Raw genomic sequence first — 19041 nt, forward strand, 5'->3', positions numbered from 1 at the left:
TTGGTTGGTTTTATATTTAATCGTTTAGTTTGGACCAATATTCTACAGCATCAATGGCCCTGTACCAGCCTTTAATATTTTGTTCTATTTCTTTTCTTTCCGTTGTGGGATCAAAATTGGCATCGATTTGCCAAATTTCCTGAATCTCTTCCAGACTTTCCCAGAATCCGACTGCCAAACCGGCCAAATAAGCCGCTCCCATAACCGTAGTCTCTATCACTTTTGGCCGTACAGTGGAGGTATTGAGCACATCGGCCTGAAACTGCATCAGTAAATTATTGACGGTAGCTCCCCCATCTACCCTTAATTCTTTTATGGAAATTTTGGAATCTGCTTCCATAGCCTTTAAAACATCCATGGTCTGAAACGCAATGGATTCCAAAGCCGCTCTAGCAATATGGGCATCCGTACTGCCCCTGGTAAGTCCAAAAATACTTCCTTTGGCATGTTGGTTCCAATAGGGCGCTCCTAAACCTGCAAAGGCAGGCACCAAATAGACTCCCTCGGTACTGTCTACAGAAGCAGCCAGCTCTTCTACATCTTCGGACTTCTTTATAATTTTTAAGCTGTCCCTTAGCCATTGTACCACGGCACCAGCAATAAAAATACTTCCCTCAAGGGCATAATGGGTTTTTCCATTAATGGACCATGCCACTGTAGTTAGGAGATTATTCTCCGAAACAATGGGTTTTTCACCAATATTCATTAACATAAAACAACCGGTACCATAGGTATTTTTGACCATTCCCGGTTTGGTACACATTTGTCCAAATAGTGCCGCCTGTTGATCCCCTGCGATTCCGGCAATGGGTATTTTACTGGCAAAGAAATTGGGATTGGTGCTACCGTATATTTCACTGGACTGTTTTACCTGTGGCAGCATACTCTTTGGAATGTTAAAAAGCTCCAACAGCTCATCGTCCCATTCCAATGTATTTATATTGAAAAGCAATGTTCTAGAGGCATTCGTAACATCCGTAATGTGCAATTCCCCCTTGGTCATGTTCCAAATTAGCCAAGAGTCTATGGTTCCCATAATCAAGTCTCCAGCTTCCGCCTTTTTTCGGGCACCTTCCACATTGTCCAATATCCATTTTACTTTGGTACCTGAAAAGTAGGAGTCTATGACCAAGCCGGTTTTTTCCCTTATCAGCTTGGATTTCCCTTGACTTTTTAATTCATCGCAGTAATTGGAAGTCCTCTTGTCCTGCCAAACGATGGCATTGTATACTGGCTTTCCAGTTTTCCTATCCCAAACTACTACCGTTTCCCTTTGGTTGGTAATTCCTATAGCCGCTATATCGGCACCATAGATTCCTTTTTTTGTAGTTGCCTCCGCTGCCGTGCTGGCTTGGGAAGACCAAATTTCCAGTGGATCGTGCTCAACCCAACCGGGTTTCGGAAAATATTGGGTAAATTCTTTTTGGGCCACCGAAACGATGTTACCTTTTTTATCAAAAACAACGGAACGGGAACTCGTTGTACCTTGATCCAGCGCCAAAATATATTTTTCCATATTGGTAGGGTATATTTTAAATGGGTATCAAGATAACAAAATATAGGCACTAAATTTGAAAAATTAATAATCAAACCTATTACATTTCAACAAACCTGTTTATTGGCACCAAACCAAAAAGTGGTGGTTATGCCATAAACCCCCGAATATTTCCATTCCAAAATATTGTTATTTTTATCCATCAGTGGTAAAAAAGGGTAATGATGACAAACTATATTGTACTGCTTAGGGGAATCAATGTAAGTGGACAAAAAAAAATTAAGATGTCCCAGTTAAAAGCAATGCTGGAATCCATGGATTTTTCTGCGGTAAGCACCTATATCCAAAGCGGTAATATTGTTCTAAAAAGTTCAGCTTCATCTTCCAATGAAGTTTCCAAAATCATCAAAAATGGCATATACAAGGCTTTTGGCTTTGTGGTCCCTGTTTTGACCTTGACCCTGCCTGAGCTGGATGAAATCCTTAAACAATCCCCATTTAGGACACTCGATGAATCAGAATCCAAAAAATGGTACTATGTGCTCTTGCAAGAAACTCCCAACAGGGAATTGACCCATAGTCTACAACAGCAACAATTTCCCAGTGAACGGTTTATAATTACCAATAGCTGTGTCTACCTCAGTTGTGACCAAGGCTATGGCAAAACAAAATGCGACAATAATTTTTTTGAAAAAAAGCTTCAGGTGACCGCTACCACAAGAAACCACAGGACCATGATGAAGCTATTGGAAATGGGGAGTCAAATCAGTAATCAGTGGTCAGTAGTCAGTGGTCAGTGGTCAGGGGTCAGTGGTCAGTGGTCAGGGGTCAGTAAAAAGAACAATTATCCATTTGGAGTTTTCATTTACCCCACTTCATATATAGCAAGGAAAATAATGTTAATTCATTTCCCAAATCTTATAATTAAGGGCCGTGGCAAAACATACCCAAAGCAGGTACGGAATCAATAACAAGGCGGCAGTCTGGCTCACCACTTTAAACCATTTTATGGTAAAGATCAAAAGCACCAAAAGTGCCAATATAACCAGTAAGGCAGCGAAAGGGTTCTTAAATCCAAAGAAAATTATACTCCAGAGGGCATTGAACAGCAACTGTATCCCGAAATGGTATAAGGCTGTTTTTACCCAAATATGATAAAACCCTTTTGCCCAAACAATCCCGGCGGCCACTCCCATCATAATGTAAAGTACGGTCCAGACCGGGGCAAAAATCCAATTGGGCGGATTAAAACTTGGTTTATTCAATTCCAAATACCAGTCATTTACAGAAGATTGTGTAGCAAAACTGGATAAAAAGCCAATGGTTAAACATACGGTTACTGAAATTGCTATATAAGTAAGTTGCTTTTTCAAGGGTTGGTTGTTTACGCTCTAAATTAACAATTTATTTTAACAGGATCTACAGTAAAACTACTTAAAACCTATCTTTGCACAAATTGTTTGCAATATGACCGATAAAGACTTTATCCCTTCCATTTATACTACAGACAAGTCGGAAGGAAAAGTTACTTATAAATCGCCCAGTAATATCGCCTTGGTAAAATACTGGGGGAAAAAGGAACATCAGATTCCCGCCAACCCATCCATCAGTTTTACCCTGGATACCTGTGCTACCACTACAACGGTCAGCTATAAAAAATTAAAAAACAAGGCATCCAACTTTTCTTTTGACCTTCTTTTCGATGGCAAGCCCAAAGAGGATTTTAAACCCAAAATAAATACCTTTCTTAAGAGGACTGAAGCCTATTTGCCCTTTTTAAAGGCCTATCATTTTACCATAGAAACCTCCAATTCCTTTCCCCACAGCAGTGGCATAGCCTCCTCGGCCAGTGGAATGTCGGCCCTGGCACTGTGCCTTATGGAACTGGAAAGGGAACTGAACCCCAATATGGATGCTGATTTTTTTAAAAGAAAGGCTTCCTTTTTGGCACGATTGGGATCTGGGAGTGCCTGCCGGAGTATTGAAGGGAATATAATGCAATGGGGAGCACATAAAGACACCCAGGAGAGCTCCGATCTCTACGCCATTAAATATCCCAACAAGGTACACCCGATTTTTAAGAACTATCAGGATTCCATCCTCTTGGTGGACAAAGGATCCAAACAAGTGAGCAGTAGTGTTGGCCATAATTTAATGCACGATCATCCTTTTGCGGAACAACGGTTCGACCAAGCGCATAAAAATCTGACCAAATTAAAAAAGGCTTTTGAAGAGGGAAATTTATTGGAATTTATCAAAATAGTAGAAAGTGAAGCCCTCACCCTACACGCCATGATGATGACCAGTATGCCGTATTTTATATTGATGAAACCCAAGACCTTGGAGATCATCAATAAAATATGGGCCTTTAGGGCCTCGTCCAAAACCCATGTATGTTTTACATTGGATGCAGGGGCAAATGTTCATGTGCTATATCCTGAAAACGAAAAGGAAGAAGTTTATCAATTTATTAATAATGAGTTGGTTGCATATTGTGAAAACGGGCAGTATATTTGCGATCAAATTGGAAATGGGGCAAAAAAGCTGTAATTTTCATATGGAAAAGGAATAATTAATAGTGGTATATTACGTTAATTATTCAATTGCAATTGCTGTTATTTTAATGCCTTTGCAAGAATTTAAATTATTTATGTTTATCTTAAAGAAATGAAAGGACCGTTATTTTACTCTAAAATTTTACTTTTTGGGGAATATGGAATCATCAAGGATTCCAAAGGACTTTCCATACCCTATAATTTTTTTAAGGGGGCACTAAAATCTAAAAACAAGAATTCTGAGGCGGCAAAGAAGTCGAACGCCAGCCTTAGGGCCTTTGCAGAATATTTAGAAGACCTACAGCAGAAGGACCATGAATTGGTAACTTTTGATCTGGAGGCATTGAATAAGGATGTAGCCGACGGAATGTATTTTGACAGTTCCATTCCGCAGGGATATGGCGTAGGTAGTAGTGGCGCCCTAGTGGCGGCCATTTACGATAAGTATGCCATTGAAAAAATTACCGTTTTAGAAAACCTTACCAGGGAGAAATTGTTAAAATTGAAGACTATTTTCGGAAAAATGGAATCGTTTTTCCACGGTAAATCTTCAGGCCTTGACCCTCTAAACAGTTATTTAAGCCTACCCATTCTTATAAATTCCCAAGACAATATAGAATCTACCAGCATTCCATCCCAAAACTTGGATGGCAAGGGAGCAGTATTCCTGTTGGACAGTGGCAGTACGGGTGAAACCGCGCCCATGGTACATTTGTTTATGGAACAAATGAAGCACGAAGGATTCCGGGCCATGCTAAAGGACCAGTTTATTAAGCATACGGATGCCTGCGTGGAGGACTTTATAAATGGGAATGTTAAATCCCTTTTCGGAAACTTAAAACAGTTGTCCCATGTGGTACTGGACAATTTTAAGCCCATGATACCGGTGGAATTCCATAAACTTTGGAAGCAGGGAATAGATACCAACGACTATTATTTAAAACTATGTGGTTCCGGTGGCGGAGGTTACATTTTAGGGTTTACCGAAGACATCAATAAAGCCAAAAAAGCCCTGAAGGGCTATAATTTAGAAGTAGTATACAACTTCTAACCATCTCCTTTATGCTTAGTAGAAAAAACAAGCTCTTGCTATTAAAGTTTCTGAGCCTGTTTTCTGTGGTCAGGGGATACAACATTCTTATGATCATTTTGGCTCAGTACCTGGCCTCCATTTATATATTAGCTCCCCATTTGCCCTTGCGCAAGGTGGTTTTTGATGGCAACCTGTTCGTTATTGTGCTCAGTTCTGCCCTGGTCATAGCGGCAGGATATATCATCAACAATTTCTACGATGCGGAAAAAGACCTCATCAACAAACCTAGAAAGAGTATGCTGGATCGTTTGGTAAGCCAACGGACCAAGCTCAGCACTTATTTTGTATTGAATTTTCTTTCTGTATTTTTTGCCAGCTATGTTTCCTTTAAGGCGGTTGTATTCTTTTCTGCCTATATTTTTGGCATTTGGTTCTATTCCCACAAATTAAAAAAAGTTCCTTTTTTGGGCAATTTCGTTTCCGCCACTCTGGCCATTGCTCCATTTTTTGCTGTTTTTGTGTACTACAAGAACTTTGACACTGTAATTTTTGTGCATGCCCTTTTTCTTTTCCTTTTGATTTTGGCCAGGGAAATGATCAAAGACCTAGAAAATATGGCCGGGGATATGGCCCAGAACTATAAGACCATCCCCATATTGTACGGGGCAAAATTCTCCAAGACCTGTATCTCCATTTTAATAGGACTAACACTGCTTCCCGCCTTTCTCCTGATCGAATATTTTGATGTAGGTTATATGTACCTCTATTTTATAGGCTGTATTTTTTTTCTTTTGGGGTTTTTGATCCTATTGGTAAAATCCAACAGCAAAAAACACTACGTATGGTTGCACAACATCCTTAAGTTGATCATCATACTGGGAGTGTTCAGTATTTTATTGATCAATGTTGACCTGGTATTGAACAGAATACTCTAAGAATCACTAATAACCTCTTCAATAGCTTATACATACCATTTCCTTTGCTACCTTTGCAATAAATTATAGTACATATGAGTAGGTCAGATTCAAATAACGACAAAAAAGCATCAGGAAGACAAGGAGGCACTTTTAGAAAAAAGAGCCATGCACGGGGCAACGCACCTATAAGAAAGAAGACGGAAGCAAAAGCACCGTCCGATCCCAATGTAATGCGACTAAATCGTTATGTAGCCAACTCTGGCGTATGTTCGCGTAGGGACGCGGATATTTATATCTCTGCCGGAAACGTCACTGTAAATGGCAAGCCAATTACCGAAATGGGCTACAAGGTAAAACTAACCGATGAAGTAAAATTTGATGGCCGTTTGTTAAATCCGGAGAAAAAGGAATATGTACTGCTGAACAAACCCAAGGATTTTGTTACCTCACCAAAGGACGAGCACGGAAAAAGAACTGTAGCCTCTTTAATTTCCAATGCCTCCAAATCCAAACTCTCGGTTGTAGGGAGAATGGACAAGAATACTACCGGACTACTGTTGTTTACCAATGATGGGGAAATGACGAAGCGACTTACAAAACCTAAAAATGGACTTCGTAAAATATACCATGTAGAGCTTAACAAAAACTTAAGGGGCGAAGACCTTATTAAGATCAAGGAAGGCATTACTATAGACGAAAGCGTGGTTAGGGTAGATGACATTAGTTTTATTGAAAACGCCCCCAAGCGCGAAGTAGGCATAGAACTTAAGAGCACCCGTAACAAAATTGTACGCCGTATTTTTGAGGAATTGGAATACGAGGTCGTAAAATTGGATAGGGTAGTTTACGCCGGATTAACCAAAAAAGATCTTCCCCGTGGGCACTGGAGACATCTTACACCACAGGAAGTTATTAATTTGGGGATGATCAAATAAGGACAAAAGTCCTTTTCAACAGCTTTATTTATTCAATTATTGGGCACATCCCATTTTTAATTTTCAAAAGTGGTATTTGTTGATGCTTTGTTGTTCCCTAATTTGAGCTTGAATTTTGTTTCCTGAGTAGTGTGGTAAGCTGTTTTTGATTGAAGGGATTGCTTCGATAATGGCGATAATCATCTTGCCATTAAGTCCTCCCCCGCTGTGCAAAGTCTCCCGACTTTGCACTTCATAAACCCATCTGCGTAAAACAACTGGCTTTTCGTTTCAATCCCTTCCGTCTTCTCCTCCTTTGGTCAGAGAAGCCACCTTCCCTTTACTTCGGCTCCGCTCAGCACAGGTCCAAGGGAAGGAAACTTTTGTGATCTTCATTGCAAGTCAAGCTGCATATCGACAGGCGAAGTGCAGCAAGCTGTTTTGATTGAAGGGATTGCTTCGATAATGGCGATAATCATCTTGCCATTAAGTCCTCCCCCTAGCCCCCTCCCAAGGAGGGGGATTTGATTTGTAACATAATTATCCAATACGTTCACACTTCTTGAAGAAAGTTATAAGGTGACTTTTCTCCAGAATAATAAGATTTCTACATTGCGAAGAAGGTCGATTTCTAATAGCTCCCCCTCCTTGGGAGGGGGCCGGGGGGAGGTCCAAGGAAAGAACTTTTAGTCACGTGTATCCAAATTTACTTATCGTCGTAGAGAGTTTATTAAGACTTGGTTCCATATTAAGTTACCAAAAATTGTAATTGACTATTTTTGGATTATAGTGAAATACTTTAAAACATTCCAGATTAATGCCCTGCGAATAAGGGTCTGACACTAATGACGTAAACATGTCGTATAAGAGACGTTATTAAAACTATTAACGTGGATTACTTTTACATCAAATAAAAATCATATTAAATGAGCAATTTGAATATATCACAACGAGTTAAAGAATTGAGAGGTAGTAAAGGTATGTCCCAAGAATTACTGGCCGAAGAGTCTGGTTTGAGCCTAAGAACTATTCAAAGAATAGAGAATAGCGAATCGGAACCTCGAGGGGATACTTTAAAAAGATTAGCAATTGCACTGGATACTTCTCCCGATGAAATTATAGACTGGAAAATTCTCGAAGACAAAGGTTATTTGACACTAATGAGTTTATCGGCACTGGGATTTTTGTTCTTCCCGATTTTAGGGATTATTCTTCCCTTAGTTTTTTGGATACTGAAAAAAGATAAATTGAAAAATGTAAATGAACTTGGCAAGTCGATTTTAAATTTCGAAATCACATGGTGCCTACTTCTATTCTCCTATTTTATTATACTATTTTCTGGGTTCTTGGGGGTTATAATGGGATATTTAGACAACCCCGTAGGACCAGCAAGTATCTTAAAACTATATCTTCCGGTAATAGTTCTTTACAGTTATAACATTACCATAATAATTTTAAGCACTATCAAAGTCTCTAAAAACAAAAGACACAGCTACATACCTGCCCTTAAGATTTTCAAATAAATTTCCATTAACGAGACGCTTTTCAACTGTTATGCGAAGTGCAGCAATCTGATTTTTTTGAAGGGATTACTGCACTTCAAACTATCTGTTATAGTCACTTCAGCAGAGTCTCTTTTTCGGACTCCCGATAGCTATCGGGAGAGAAGTCGCACACAATTGGTCTTTCCCGAGATCTCTAGATGCCAGTAGGTCTCGACTTCGCCTGCCTTGCCTGCAGGCAGGCTCGACCGGACAACTTTCATGTCATTGCGAGCCTGTTTGCCCTCAGGCTGTTGAAACACTACACTCCATTGTTTTATGGAAGAGATAGCTAGAAGAAGGCAACTCACGGATCCCCTTAAAACAGAAATGACATGAGCTAAATTGCACAAGTAGCAATTACCATATCGTGTGCGACTTCTCAATCGCCCTGAAATTGGGCTCATGTCGAAGTGACTAATACGTCCACTTTTCACTGTACACTTACCACTGACTTCTGTTAACTCAATACTGTCTACTGCACGCTCTATATTGTTAATTGTTGATTGCAAATCGTCCATTACCCAAAGTTGAACCTTGATGCAATAATGGATGAAAAGGAATTGCTATATTAGATATCTTATTAGGAATTTTATTCCTCAAAGCCGTGTCTTTTAAAGAACCAATGATCCAAAAAATAGACCATTCCGAAATTTCCTATGCAGCAAAAATTCACGGACTTTTTCAAGCATCCTACAGCATAGAGGCCGAATTATTGGGTGTAACGGATTTCCCTCCTTTAAAAAGAAGCATTGTAGATTTTCTAAATAGCGACACCCTATTCTACGGAATATGGAAAGGGGGTGTTTTGGCCGCTGCAGTTGAGATAGACCTTCTTGAAAACACGCTTGATATCTGTAGCCTGGTAGTACATCCAAAATATTTTAGACAGGGCATAGCCCAAAAACTAATGTTGTTCCTAGAAAATTATGACGATTCGGAGACCCTTATTGTGGAAACCGGTTGGGCCAATACTCCGGCAATAGCTTTGTACAAGAAGTTTGGCTTTAATGAGACAAGTCAATATACAAATACCGGAGGCATCAAAAAAATATGTTTTAGAAAAACAAAATTGGAAAAATGACAGGAATTAAAACTGTAACTAGCTTCAAAATTCTAGCGCTGATTTTTACGAATTTTTGCGTTGGTAACGCCATCGGCCAGAGTCTGACCAATACCAAAATCAACGGCTATAGGGGCATTTGGTTCCAATTAAATCAGAAGTACGAGTATGGGGACAAATACTCGGGTGCCCTAGGCACCTATACCGCAAAGCATGTGCCTTTGGCCATTTATGCTCCCGAAGTTGATAAAACCTTCTTTGTCTATGGGGGAACTCCTTCAGAAGACCAACGTTACTTGCTCTGTATGATCGGGGAGTTTGACCATAAAACGGAAATGGTTTCCAAACCCACGGTAGTCTATGACAAAAATGGGGTAGACGACCCCCATGACAACCCCTCCATCTTAATCGATAATGCTGGGTATATTTGGGTATTTATCAGTGGAAGGGGCACCACACGACCAGGTTATAAATACAAAAGCAAGATGCCATATTCCATAAAGGAATTTGTGCAGATTACGGAAGAGGAAATGACCTACCCACAACCTAGGTACACCGATTTTGGCTTTTTTCACTTTTTTACAAAATATACCGGGGTACGCCAACTATATTTTGAAACCAGTAAGGATGGAATCACTTGGACCGATGATAAATTACTTGCCGCTATCCCGGAAAAAGAAGGGGAAAAGTCCGGTCATTATCAAGTCAGCGATATTTATAATGGCAAGCTTTTGGGTACCTTCATTAATAGGCACCCCAATGGCAATGTGGACAAAAGAACCGACCTGTATTATATGCAATCAATGGACTTTGGCTCCAGCTGGACCACCGTCAATAGCATAGAAACACCTCTTCCTTTGATAGATCTGGACAGTCCGGCCAAAGCGGTAGACTACGCATCCCTAGAAAAAAATGTGTATCTAAAGGATATGGGCTACGATGCCAACGGAAATCCAGCCTGCCTCTATATTAGAAGCAACGGACATGAACCGGGTCCAAAAAGCGCCCCTTACGAATGGTGTATTACCAAATGGAACGGTGAGCAATGGCAAACTGCTGTGGTAACCACATCCGACCATAATTATGATATGGGGAGTCTCTTTATTGGAGAGGACGATTGGAAAATTGTTGGTCCAACGGAAAAAGGTACCCAGGATTGGGGCGTTGGAGGGGAATTGGCCCTATGGCAGTCCCAAGACCAAGGGGAAACTTGGAAAAAGATCAAAATATTAACGGAGCATAGTGCCTTGAGTCATTCCTATGTACGAAGACCTGTAAATTATAAAGCGCCGTTTTCCTTTTTCTGGGCGGACGGACATTCGCACCAACCTAGCAAATCCCAACTCTATTTTGGCAATTTTGATGGCGACATATGGAAAATGCCCTATAATATGACTGAAGAATATGAAATGCCAATTAAGGTCAAATGATTAACTTAGGGCATCAATAGAACCAAATGAAAGCTATAATATGTGAGGCCTATGGTCCTCCCGAAAAGGTGGTTAGAATAACCGAAAGGCCAACACCCTCACCCAAGGACAATGAGGTCCTCATAAAGATCAACGCCACTGCGGTGAACGACTACGACTGGAGCCTGGCTTTGGGCAAGCCTTATTTGATCCGGTTAATGTTTGGCCTCCTTAAGCACAAACAAGGGCTTTTGGGAATGGAATTGTCGGGCATCGTTGTGGCCCTGGGTGCAAAGGCTACGAAATTCAAGATTGGGGATGCGGTTATGGGAGACACCTCGGAATATGGATTTGGTACCTTTTCTGAATATATCAGCATCAATGAAAAGGCGGTAATCCCGAAACCCCAAGCTTTAAGTTTTGAGGAAGCCGCAGCCATTCCCCATGCCTCCTGTCTGGCGTTACAGGCTCTAAGGGACCTAGGGAAAATAAAGGAAGGCCAAAAAATTCTGATCAATGGCGGTGGCGGTGGTGTAGGAACCATCGGCCTTCAACTGGCCAGACTTTATAATTGTGAGGTTACCGGAGTGGATTCCCAAGAGAAATTGGCCATGATGACATCGCTCGGTTATGATTATGTAATCGACTATAAAAAGGTAAATTTCACCAAAGCGGGGGAAACCTACGACCTCATCCTGGATTGTAAGACCAATAAGGCTGCCCTCTCCTACCTCAAAGCCTTAAAACCTAATGGAAAATATGTGACTATTGGCGGCAAATTGTCCGGTTTATTAAAAGTACTGCTGTGGGGCAAGATTATACCACTATTCTCTTCCAAAAAATTAAAGGTACTCGCCTTAAAATCGAACTTTGGTTTAGAATATATCTATGAACTATTGGAACAGGGAAAAATCAAATGCCAAATAGATGGTCCTTATCCTTTGGAAGATGCATTGCGATTGATCCAATATTTTGGAGATGGAAAGCATAAGGGAAAAATAGTAATGAACATCAATCCCTAATCCACAAAAAATGAATCCTATTACCGACCTCGTTGGGAACATAGAACGTAAAGGGTTATGGACCAAACAGCTGGAACTGGACAGGAACCACTTTTTAAAGAAACAGGGCAGCATAGACACCAACCTCTACTGGGTGGTACAGGGGAGTTTAAGAATTTATGTGGTGGAGGAAAATGAGGAACACACCATTAGGTTCGGCTATACCCATAATTTCATAGCCGCACTGGATTCCTATTTGGATGAGAAACCTTCCGATCTCCATATACAGGCACTAAAAAAAACCACCGTTAAAGTCATTGACAAGGCCACTTTTATGGAGTTTATGCAATCCTCCCCAGAGAATAGTACCACCTGGCAACTAATGCTGGAGCAATTGGTATTACAGCAGATGGAAAGGGAACGGGATATTTTAACCGTGTCTCCCTTGGAAAGGTATAAACGGGTTCTGAAACGTTCTCCCCAACTCTTTCAGGAAATACCACACAAATACATAGCCTCCTATTTAAGAATGACCCCTGAAACGCTTTCCAGAATTAAAAAATCTTGATTTCGATCAATGTTTTAAAATAATTAAATGCCAAATTTTGCCATAAAAAATAAAGTCATGCTTTCTAAGAATTTATTGCAGGATTTGTTGGAGCGTACACAGGAAATTAAACATAAGGCCGAAGGCTTCAAAACCTTGCCCTTGGAAACCTTGAACTGGAAATCCTCCCCTGATAGTTGGAGTATTTTGGAATGTTTGGAACATTTAAACCGCTATGGGGATTACTATATTCCCGAAATTGAGAAGCGGATAACAGCATCCCAGTACAGGCCTGCGGAAATATTCAAAAGTGGCTGGTTGGGCAACTATTTTGCCAATGCTATGCTTCCCAAGGAAAAGCTGAACAAAATGAAAACCTTTACCTCCATGAATCCCAAGGGCAGCAGCCTGGACAAGGAGGTCATCACCAAATTCATTGCCCAACAACAAGACTTAATCAATGTATTAAAACTGGCCTCACAGGCAGACCTCACCAAAACCAAAACAGGCATATCAATTTCCAAATGGATCAAACTTAGGTTGGGCGATACCTTTAGGGTGGTCATCTACCACAACCAACGTCATATGGCACAGGCGGAGAAGGTATTGAAGGAGGCTGGCAGCATGTTATCTGTTTAAATCAAATTCCCTCCCTTTAGGCCCCGACTTCGCATTCCTTATGGTAGGCAAGCCTGACTGAAGATAGGCAGGTGCAGCGCTGCAATCTGTTTTTTGAATACCGAGACTGCTAATAATTTGAGATGAACATATTACTGTAAAGTCCTCCCCCTAACCCCCTCCCAAGGAGGGGGAACTTGATTATCGACAAAATTATCCCTGCTGTGCAAAGTCTCCTGACTTCGCACTGGAAAAACCAAGACTGTACAAGGTCTCGACTCCGCCTGCCTTGCCGTCAGGCAGGCGACCGGACATTAATTGGTCCTTGAGAGTATGATTTCCGCCAGGCAGGCATAGCGTGGCAATCTGTTTTTAGTTTATCGAGACTGCTAATAATTGGAGAAGAACATCCTACTGTGAAGTCCTCCCCCTAACCCCCTCCCAAGGAGAGGGAACTTGATTCTCGACAAAATTATCCAAGGCGTTCTCATTTAATGAAGAAGGTATTAAGGAGGTCTTTTACAAGTGTAATAACATTATTATAATGTGAGGAACGTCGATTTACAGAAGCTCCCCCTCCTTGGGAGTGCTTGTCCCGCTTTAGGGCTGGAGGGCCAGTGGGAGGTCAGTCCGACTCAGGTCCAAGGGAAAGAGCTCTTGTTTTGTCATCCCCACATGAACTTTGAACCTGGCCCCTTGAACCCCTTATAATGCCAACAAAACAACAAAAGTGTATTAAAAGAAGGTTAATTTTTGAAAAACCACTTCCATTTAAACAACTCAAAAACAACACTTTATATCCTTACACTAAACAATTTTGAAAATAACAAAGGTTTATCCAAACCAAATATTTACTAACTTGAAGGTTGAATTTTAAGTACAGGGCAATCGGCCTTCTTCCTGAGGATCTTAAATACCGAATAACAGCGCATATAATTTTTTAACCCAAAATAATAACAATGAAAAAAGTATTGTTTTTAACTGGAGATTTCACTGAAGATTATGAAACCATGGTCCCATTTCAAATGCTGGAAATGGTAGGGTACACCGTACATACCGTTTGCCCGGACAAGAAAAAGGGGGACATCGTTAAAACGGCCATACACGACTTTGAGGGAGACCAGACCTACACGGAAAAGCCAGGCCATAATTTTGCCTTGAACTACAGCTTTGCAGATGTAAATGTGGACGATTATGACGGTTTGGTAATTGCCGGAGGTAGGGCTCCGGAGTATTTGAGATTGAACAAAAAAGTGCTGGAAATTGTACAACACTTTTTCACCACCAACAAGCCTGTTGCCGCTATCTGCCATGGTATCCAAATTTTGACCGCTGCAGGAGTTGTAAAAGGGAGAAAACTTACCGCCTACCCTGCTGTGGGGCCAGAAGTAACATTGGCAGGAGGGGAATTTCAATCCATTCCCGTAGACGGGGCCTTTGTAGATGGCAACCTTGTTACCTCCCCTGCCTGGCCGGCCCACCCCAGTTTTATAAGGGAATTTTTAAAAGTAATGGGCGCTAAGATCCAATTATAAAGAGTTTAAATAATAGTGACCTAGGCCCAAAGGGTTTGGGACTTGCAAAATAGTAAATATCCAATAGGCCCACTTGTTTAAGTGGGCCTTGCGGATTTAAGAAAACGAACGCACAATATCCTTTTCAACATATTTATTTTATTAGGAAACAATGAAAAAAATAGTTCTTTTGGCTGCTGTTTTAATCTGCAGTTTTTTCTTCGTATTTGGTCAGGAGAACCTGTCTCAACCTTTCAAAGATTGCAATATAAAAGGAAGCACAACCATTTATGATTACCAGGCCAAAAAATGGATTTCAAGCGATATTGAGAATAGCCACAAGGGCACTTTGCCCGCTTCCACCTTTAAAATCATCAACACTTTGATTGCCTTGGAGACCGCTGTGGTTAAAAATGAAAATGAAATAATTAATTGGCCCGGGGCAACGGACACCATTAAATACGGTTATCGCCCAGATATTTATCACGATATGTCCATGAAAGAGGCTTTTAAAACCTCGGCTGGTTGGGTATATGTAGAATTGGCAAAAAAAATTGGAAAGAAAAAATACAGGTAATATTTGGAGGCCTCCAATTATGGCAATGCCAGCCTGTCCATAAACGATGACGATTTCTGGAATTTTGGAGGTTTGGCCATTTCTCCTGCCAATCAGATAGCCATTTTAATCGGGGTGTATGAGGAAACCCTACCCTTTAAAAAGACTTCCTTTCAGATCTTAAAAGATATGATGGTAGAAGAACACACAGCAGATTATACATTACGCGCCAAAACTGGCTGGACCAGGGAAGGCGGCAAAGATACCGGTTGGTGGGTGGGTTATTTGGAACGAAGTGATAATGTCTATTTTTTCGCTACCAGATTGATCAAAAATAGGGCCGATAAAAATTCCGATTTTGGGGCTTGTAGAAAAGAAATTACCAAGACTATCCTTCGGCAATTGAAGATGTTGTAATAAGTTTCTTAAGATAGGTGAAGCCTACCGCCTGATACGTCAATGTAGTCACCTGATTTGCGAAGTCCCCGCGCTGGCGCGAGCGTCACGCTCGTGCCAACAAAACTTCCTGCTGTGCAAAGTCTCCTGTCTTGGCACTTCCGCACAAAACAACCAGCCTTTGGTTTCAATCCCTTCCGTCTTCTCCTCCTATCGTCAGAGAAGCCACCTTCCCTTAACCAAGGGAAGGAGCCCTTTGATTTCGACAATGGACATTTGACAAAAGACCTTCATGCTGTGCAAAGTCTCCTGACTTGGCACTCCATAAAACCAAACTCTACAAGGTCTCGACTCCGCCTGCCTACCGTCCTTTAGATTTGTATTATAAATATAATCTATAATAATGTTGAAAAGAGGGGGTCCGGGGGAGACTCATAACTTTTAAAATGTTCATAAATTTAATGTAAAACAAAAAAGAACGGGGTGAACTTTCCTGCCGCAAAGGTTTGTGACCTATTGCCTGTATCAGTCCCCGTTCTTCTAACCGGTTGCCAAGAACCATATAGGATTTCAGCCAGATCTTTTAAAGGTCTTAGTTTAGGCAACCATATTAAAACATTATAAAATTATGAAAATAAAAGATGTAATCGGTATCGATGCCAGTAAATTGACACTGGATTGTTGCCTTCACAAAAGTGGGGCCCAAGAGGTTTTTGAAAATACTCCCGAAGCTATCGTGTTTTTGGTGGATTGGTCTATAAAAATTAGTGGCCTGGCCAAAAATGAGCTTTTGTTCGTTTTTGAGCACACGGGCCTTTACACCCATCAACTTGTCCGTTATCTGAGCGAACAGGGCTATTACTTTCTCTTGGTCCCTGGGCTGGAGATCAAACGGTCCCTGGGCATTGCCAGGGGGAAGGATGATAGAGCGGATGCAAAACGTATCGCCCTTTACGGATATCGCATCCGGGAAGAGGCAAGGCCCTATCAAATGCCAAAGGAATCTTTGATAAGCCTGAAACGGTTGATGTCCATGCGCAGAAAACTGGTTTCACAGCGCGCAGGGCATATTGCCACTCTAGGGGAACAAATAAGAGTGCTGAACAATGATCTGGGGCCCATATTGCTACAGGTACAGCGCGATATTATCGGGGTACTGGATGTGCAGATAACCAAAATAGAAAAAGAACTCGATAGGCTTATCGAGCAGGATCCAGAACTGCAGATTATATATCGGTTATTGGTCAGCATCAAGGGCATCGGAGCGGTAACGGCCCGGTTCATGATCGTTCATACCGTTGGCTTCACAGCTTTTAAATCGTGGAGGAAATTCGCCTCCTATTGTGGCATTGCCCCTTTTCCCAACAGATCGGGGACCAGTATAAGGGGAAGGACCAAGGTAAGCCAACTGGCCAATAAGGAAGGCAAGACATTGCTGAATCTTTGCGCCGGTTCCGCCATTCAATGTAATCCAGAGATGAAGGCCTATTATACCCGAAGAATAGATGCGGGAAAAAATAAAATGAGTACCCTGAATATAATAAGAAACAAATTATTGGCCAGGGCATTTGCAGTAGTGGTAAGAGGGACACCGTATGTCAACACCATGGGGTATATATCCTGAACTATAGAAAAAATTTATGAGAAAAAATTTGTTTTAACCATAGGATACAGGCAGACTCGTGCCTAAGTAACTTGGTGTACAAAATACCTTGGCTTACGTTTTCAATCCCTTCCGTCTTCTCCTCCTATCGTCAGAGAAGCCACCTTCCCTTAACCAAGGGAAGGAGCCCTTTGATTTCGACAATGGACATTTGACAAAAGACCTTCATGCTTTGCGAAGTCTCCCGACTTCGCACTGGAAAAACCAAGACTGTACAAGGTCTCGAATCCGCCTGTCTTGCCGTCAGGCAGGCTCTCAATGACGGATTGATTTTGAGTGCAAATAATCACAATAAATCTTGAGACTTGAGACCCCGCGCTGGCGCGAGCCTGCCTTAGTAACTTGGTGTACAAAATGCCTTGGCTTAGGTTTTCAATCCCTTCCGTCTTCTTCTCCTATTGTCGGAGAATCCACCTTCCCTTGCTAAGGGAAGGAGCCTCTTATTTTTTACATTGCAAGCTTTTTACTATTTACTGCTCACTGACCACTGTTTATTATTTAAGAAATCTTGTCCATTTTCTTTCTGATCTCTGACAGACACAGATTGCCAAAACTACCTTCATGGCTGTGACGTATATCCCTTTTGGGAGTAAAGGTGCCCTCGTTGATTTCCTTGCCCATTTTCTTATAGGCATCACGGAAGGGCATACCGCTCAATACCAGCTCGTTCAGGGTATCCACACTAAACAGATAATCGTATTTGGGATCGTCCAGGATACTTTCGTTAACCCGAATCTCCTTTAAACTAAAGGTCATAATTTCCAAACAGGCCTTTAGGTCCTGAATGGCGGGTACTATAACCTCTTTCACCAATTGCAGGTCCCGGTGATAGCCACTGGGCAGGTTGTTGGTGATCAAGATCAATTGGTTGGGTATGGTCTGGAGTCGGTTACATTTACCCCTCACCAGTTCAAACACATCCGGGTTTTTTTTATGGGGCATAATGCTGGAGCCTGTAGTAAGCTCATCCGGAAAGGAGACAAAATTAAAGTTCTGGCTCATATACAAACAGATGTCCATCGCCATTTTGGACAGGGTGGCGGCTATACTGCTCATCCCAAAGGCTGCTGCCTTCTCAACCTTGCCCCGGCCCATCTGGGCAGCCACCACATTATATTTCATGGTTTCAAAGCCCATTTCCTCGGTAGTAAAACTACGGTCTATAGGGAAGGAACTTCCGTAACCGGCGGCACTACCCAAGGGGTTTTGGTCGGCTACCTTATAGGCGGCATCCACAAAGTAAAGATCGTCTACCAAACTTTCGGCATAAGCAGAAAACCAGAGTCCAAAGGAAGAGGGCATGGCAATCTGCAAGTGTGTATAGCCCGGCAGCATCACCTTCTTATGCTTGTCCGCCAAATTTAATAAGAGGTGGAACAAATCCTTGGTTTGGTCCTTGATCTCTGTTAATTCGTTCTTTAGGTACAAATGCATGGCCACCAAAACCTGATCGTTCCTGGAACGGGCAGTGTGGATTTTTTTACCGGCATCGCCCAACCTTAGGGTAAGCAAAAACTCGATCTTGGAGTGCATGTCCTCAAAACTGTCCTCTATGGTAAAAGTGCCGTCCTCTATGGCCTTGGCAATCTTATCCAGTTCAGTTACCAGAGAATCGGTCTCCTTAAGGGTCAAGAGACCAATTTTGCCCAGCATTTTGGCATGCGCCTTGGAGGCGATTACGTCGTATTTTGCCAAAAGCAAATCCAGTTCCCTATCATTGCCCACCGTGAAATGGTCTATTTTTTTGTCGGTGCTAAATCCTTTGTCCCAAAGTTTCATCTCTTGTCTTTTATAGTTTTTTATTGGTCAATTACAATAA

The 19041-nt window shown here is 41.6% G+C and carries 16 protein-coding genes and 1 pseudogene; 14 read left to right on the plus strand and 3 right to left on the minus strand.

Features of this window, described 5'->3' with window-relative positions:
• Positions 1-16: 16 nt before the first annotated feature.
• Positions 17-1516, minus strand: a complete 1500-nt coding sequence (gene glpK / locus U735_RS0119965; protein WP_031445508.1) for a glycerol kinase GlpK — start codon at positions 1514-1516, stop codon at positions 17-19.
• 200 nt (positions 1517-1716) lie between these two features.
• On the opposite strand from glpK, the gene U735_RS0119975 reads away from it, so the two are divergent.
• Positions 1717-2466: a DUF1697 domain-containing protein gene (locus U735_RS0119975; RefSeq protein ID WP_083260530.1), complete on the plus strand. Its 750-nt coding sequence runs from the start codon at positions 1717-1719 to the stop codon at positions 2464-2466.
• On the opposite strand, the gene U735_RS25390 is transcribed toward U735_RS0119975, so the two are convergent.
• A complete protein-coding gene (locus U735_RS25390; RefSeq protein WP_069857896.1) occupies positions 2395-2868 on the minus strand; it encodes a TspO/MBR family protein in 474 nt (157 codons plus the stop codon). The genes U735_RS0119975 and U735_RS25390 overlap by 72 nt on opposite strands.
• A 94-nt stretch (positions 2869-2962) precedes the next feature.
• Between U735_RS25390 and U735_RS0119985 the strand changes: the two genes are divergently transcribed.
• The 13 genes and pseudogenes from U735_RS0119985 (at position 2963) to U735_RS0120050 (ending at position 17183) form a co-directional block, all read left to right on the plus strand.
• The gene (locus U735_RS0119985) at positions 2963-4045 is read left to right on the plus strand and encodes a diphosphomevalonate/mevalonate 3,5-bisphosphate decarboxylase family protein (protein WP_031445510.1); all 1083 of its coding nucleotides are present in this window, start codon (positions 2963-2965) and stop codon (positions 4043-4045) included.
• Between the two features lie 117 nt (positions 4046-4162).
• Positions 4163-5101: a mevalonate kinase family protein gene (locus tag U735_RS0119990; protein WP_031445511.1), complete on the plus strand. Its 939-nt coding sequence runs from the start codon at positions 4163-4165 to the stop codon at positions 5099-5101.
• An 11-nt stretch (positions 5102-5112) separates the two neighbouring features.
• Positions 5113-6018, plus strand: coding sequence for a geranylgeranylglycerol-phosphate geranylgeranyltransferase (locus U735_RS0119995; RefSeq protein WP_031445512.1), 906 nt, complete (start codon positions 5113-5115; stop codon positions 6016-6018).
• A 74-nt stretch (positions 6019-6092) separates the two neighbouring features.
• Complete coding sequence (locus U735_RS0120000; protein WP_031445513.1) at positions 6093-6935, plus strand: pseudouridine synthase; 843 nt, start codon at positions 6093-6095, stop codon at positions 6933-6935.
• A 905-nt stretch (positions 6936-7840) separates the two neighbouring features.
• On the plus strand, positions 7841-8437 hold the full coding sequence (locus U735_RS0120005; RefSeq protein WP_031445514.1) for a helix-turn-helix domain-containing protein: 597 nt from the start codon (positions 7841-7843) through the stop codon (positions 8435-8437).
• Between the two features lie 643 nt (positions 8438-9080).
• The gene (locus U735_RS0120015; RefSeq protein ID WP_031445516.1) at positions 9081-9539 is read left to right on the plus strand and encodes a GNAT family N-acetyltransferase; all 459 of its coding nucleotides are present in this window, start codon (positions 9081-9083) and stop codon (positions 9537-9539) included.
• The gene (locus U735_RS0120020) at positions 9536-10948 is read left to right on the plus strand and encodes a BNR-4 repeat-containing protein (protein ID WP_051892261.1); all 1413 of its coding nucleotides are present in this window, start codon (positions 9536-9538) and stop codon (positions 10946-10948) included. Before U735_RS0120015 ends, U735_RS0120020 begins: the two co-directional genes overlap by 4 nt.
• 26 nt (positions 10949-10974) lie before the next feature.
• Complete coding sequence (locus U735_RS0120025; RefSeq protein WP_031445518.1) at positions 10975-11949, plus strand: NAD(P)-dependent alcohol dehydrogenase; 975 nt, start codon at positions 10975-10977, stop codon at positions 11947-11949.
• Between the two features lie 10 nt (positions 11950-11959).
• Positions 11960-12496 carry a Crp/Fnr family transcriptional regulator gene (locus tag U735_RS0120030; protein WP_031445519.1) on the plus strand — a complete coding sequence of 179 codons (537 nt, stop codon included), beginning with the start codon at positions 11960-11962 and terminating at the stop codon, positions 12494-12496.
• Between the two features lie 57 nt (positions 12497-12553).
• Positions 12554-13114 carry a DinB family protein gene (locus U735_RS0120035; protein WP_031445520.1) on the plus strand — a complete coding sequence of 187 codons (561 nt, stop codon included), beginning with the start codon at positions 12554-12556 and terminating at the stop codon, positions 13112-13114.
• Positions 13115-14052: 938 nt separating this feature from the next.
• On the plus strand, positions 14053-14628 hold the full coding sequence (locus tag U735_RS0120040; RefSeq protein WP_031445521.1) for a DJ-1/PfpI family protein: 576 nt from the start codon (positions 14053-14055) through the stop codon (positions 14626-14628).
• 151 nt (positions 14629-14779) lie between these two features.
• A pseudogene (locus U735_RS26205) lies at positions 14780-15580 on the plus strand (penicillin-binding transpeptidase domain-containing protein).
• Positions 15581-16187: 607 nt separating this feature from the next.
• Complete coding sequence (locus U735_RS0120050) at positions 16188-17183, plus strand: IS110 family RNA-guided transposase (protein WP_031442240.1); 996 nt, start codon at positions 16188-16190, stop codon at positions 17181-17183.
• 537 nt (positions 17184-17720) lie between these two features.
• On the opposite strand, the gene argH is transcribed toward U735_RS0120050, so the two are convergent.
• Positions 17721-19001 carry an argininosuccinate lyase gene (gene argH, locus U735_RS0120055; RefSeq protein WP_031445522.1) on the minus strand — a complete coding sequence of 427 codons (1281 nt, stop codon included), beginning with the start codon at positions 18999-19001 and terminating at the stop codon, positions 17721-17723.
• Positions 19002-19041 lie beyond the last annotated feature (40 nt).

Source organism: Arenibacter algicola (assembly GCF_000733925.1).
GTDB classification, from domain to species: Bacteria; Bacteroidota; Bacteroidia; order Flavobacteriales; family Flavobacteriaceae; genus Arenibacter; species Arenibacter algicola.

What these genes read in the sequence shown, in the direction of transcription:
- U735_RS0119995 (WP_031445512.1), top strand. Translation starts at nt 5,113, where the DNA reads ATGCTTAGTAGAAAAAACAAGCTCTTGCTATTAAAGTTTCTGAGCCTG.
- U735_RS0120035 (WP_031445520.1), top strand. Translation starts at nt 12,554, where the DNA reads ATGCTTTCTAAGAATTTATTGCAGGATTTGTTGGAGCGTACACAGGAA.
- U735_RS0120000 (WP_031445513.1), top strand. Translation starts at nt 6,093, where the DNA reads ATGAGTAGGTCAGATTCAAATAACGACAAAAAAGCATCAGGAAGACAA.
- U735_RS0120030 (WP_031445519.1), top strand. Translation starts at nt 11,960, where the DNA reads ATGAATCCTATTACCGACCTCGTTGGGAACATAGAACGTAAAGGGTTA.
- U735_RS0120050 (WP_031442240.1), top strand. Translation starts at nt 16,188, where the DNA reads ATGAAAATAAAAGATGTAATCGGTATCGATGCCAGTAAATTGACACTG.
- U735_RS0120005 (WP_031445514.1), top strand. Translation starts at nt 7,841, where the DNA reads ATGAGCAATTTGAATATATCACAACGAGTTAAAGAATTGAGAGGTAGT.
- U735_RS0120015 (WP_031445516.1), top strand. Translation starts at nt 9,081, where the DNA reads ATGATCCAAAAAATAGACCATTCCGAAATTTCCTATGCAGCAAAAATT.
- argH (WP_031445522.1), bottom strand. Translation starts at nt 19,001, where the DNA reads ATGAAACTTTGGGACAAAGGATTTAGCACCGACAAAAAAATAGACCAT.
- U735_RS0120025 (WP_031445518.1), top strand. Translation starts at nt 10,975, where the DNA reads ATGAAAGCTATAATATGTGAGGCCTATGGTCCTCCCGAAAAGGTGGTT.
- U735_RS0120020 (WP_051892261.1), top strand. Translation starts at nt 9,536, where the DNA reads ATGACAGGAATTAAAACTGTAACTAGCTTCAAAATTCTAGCGCTGATT.
- U735_RS0119985 (WP_031445510.1), top strand. Translation starts at nt 2,963, where the DNA reads ATGACCGATAAAGACTTTATCCCTTCCATTTATACTACAGACAAGTCG.
- U735_RS0119975 (WP_083260530.1), top strand. Translation starts at nt 1,717, where the DNA reads ATGATGACAAACTATATTGTACTGCTTAGGGGAATCAATGTAAGTGGA.
- U735_RS0119990 (WP_031445511.1), top strand. Translation starts at nt 4,163, where the DNA reads ATGAAAGGACCGTTATTTTACTCTAAAATTTTACTTTTTGGGGAATAT.
- U735_RS0120040 (WP_031445521.1), top strand. Translation starts at nt 14,053, where the DNA reads ATGAAAAAAGTATTGTTTTTAACTGGAGATTTCACTGAAGATTATGAA.
- glpK (WP_031445508.1), bottom strand. Translation starts at nt 1,516, where the DNA reads ATGGAAAAATATATTTTGGCGCTGGATCAAGGTACAACGAGTTCCCGT.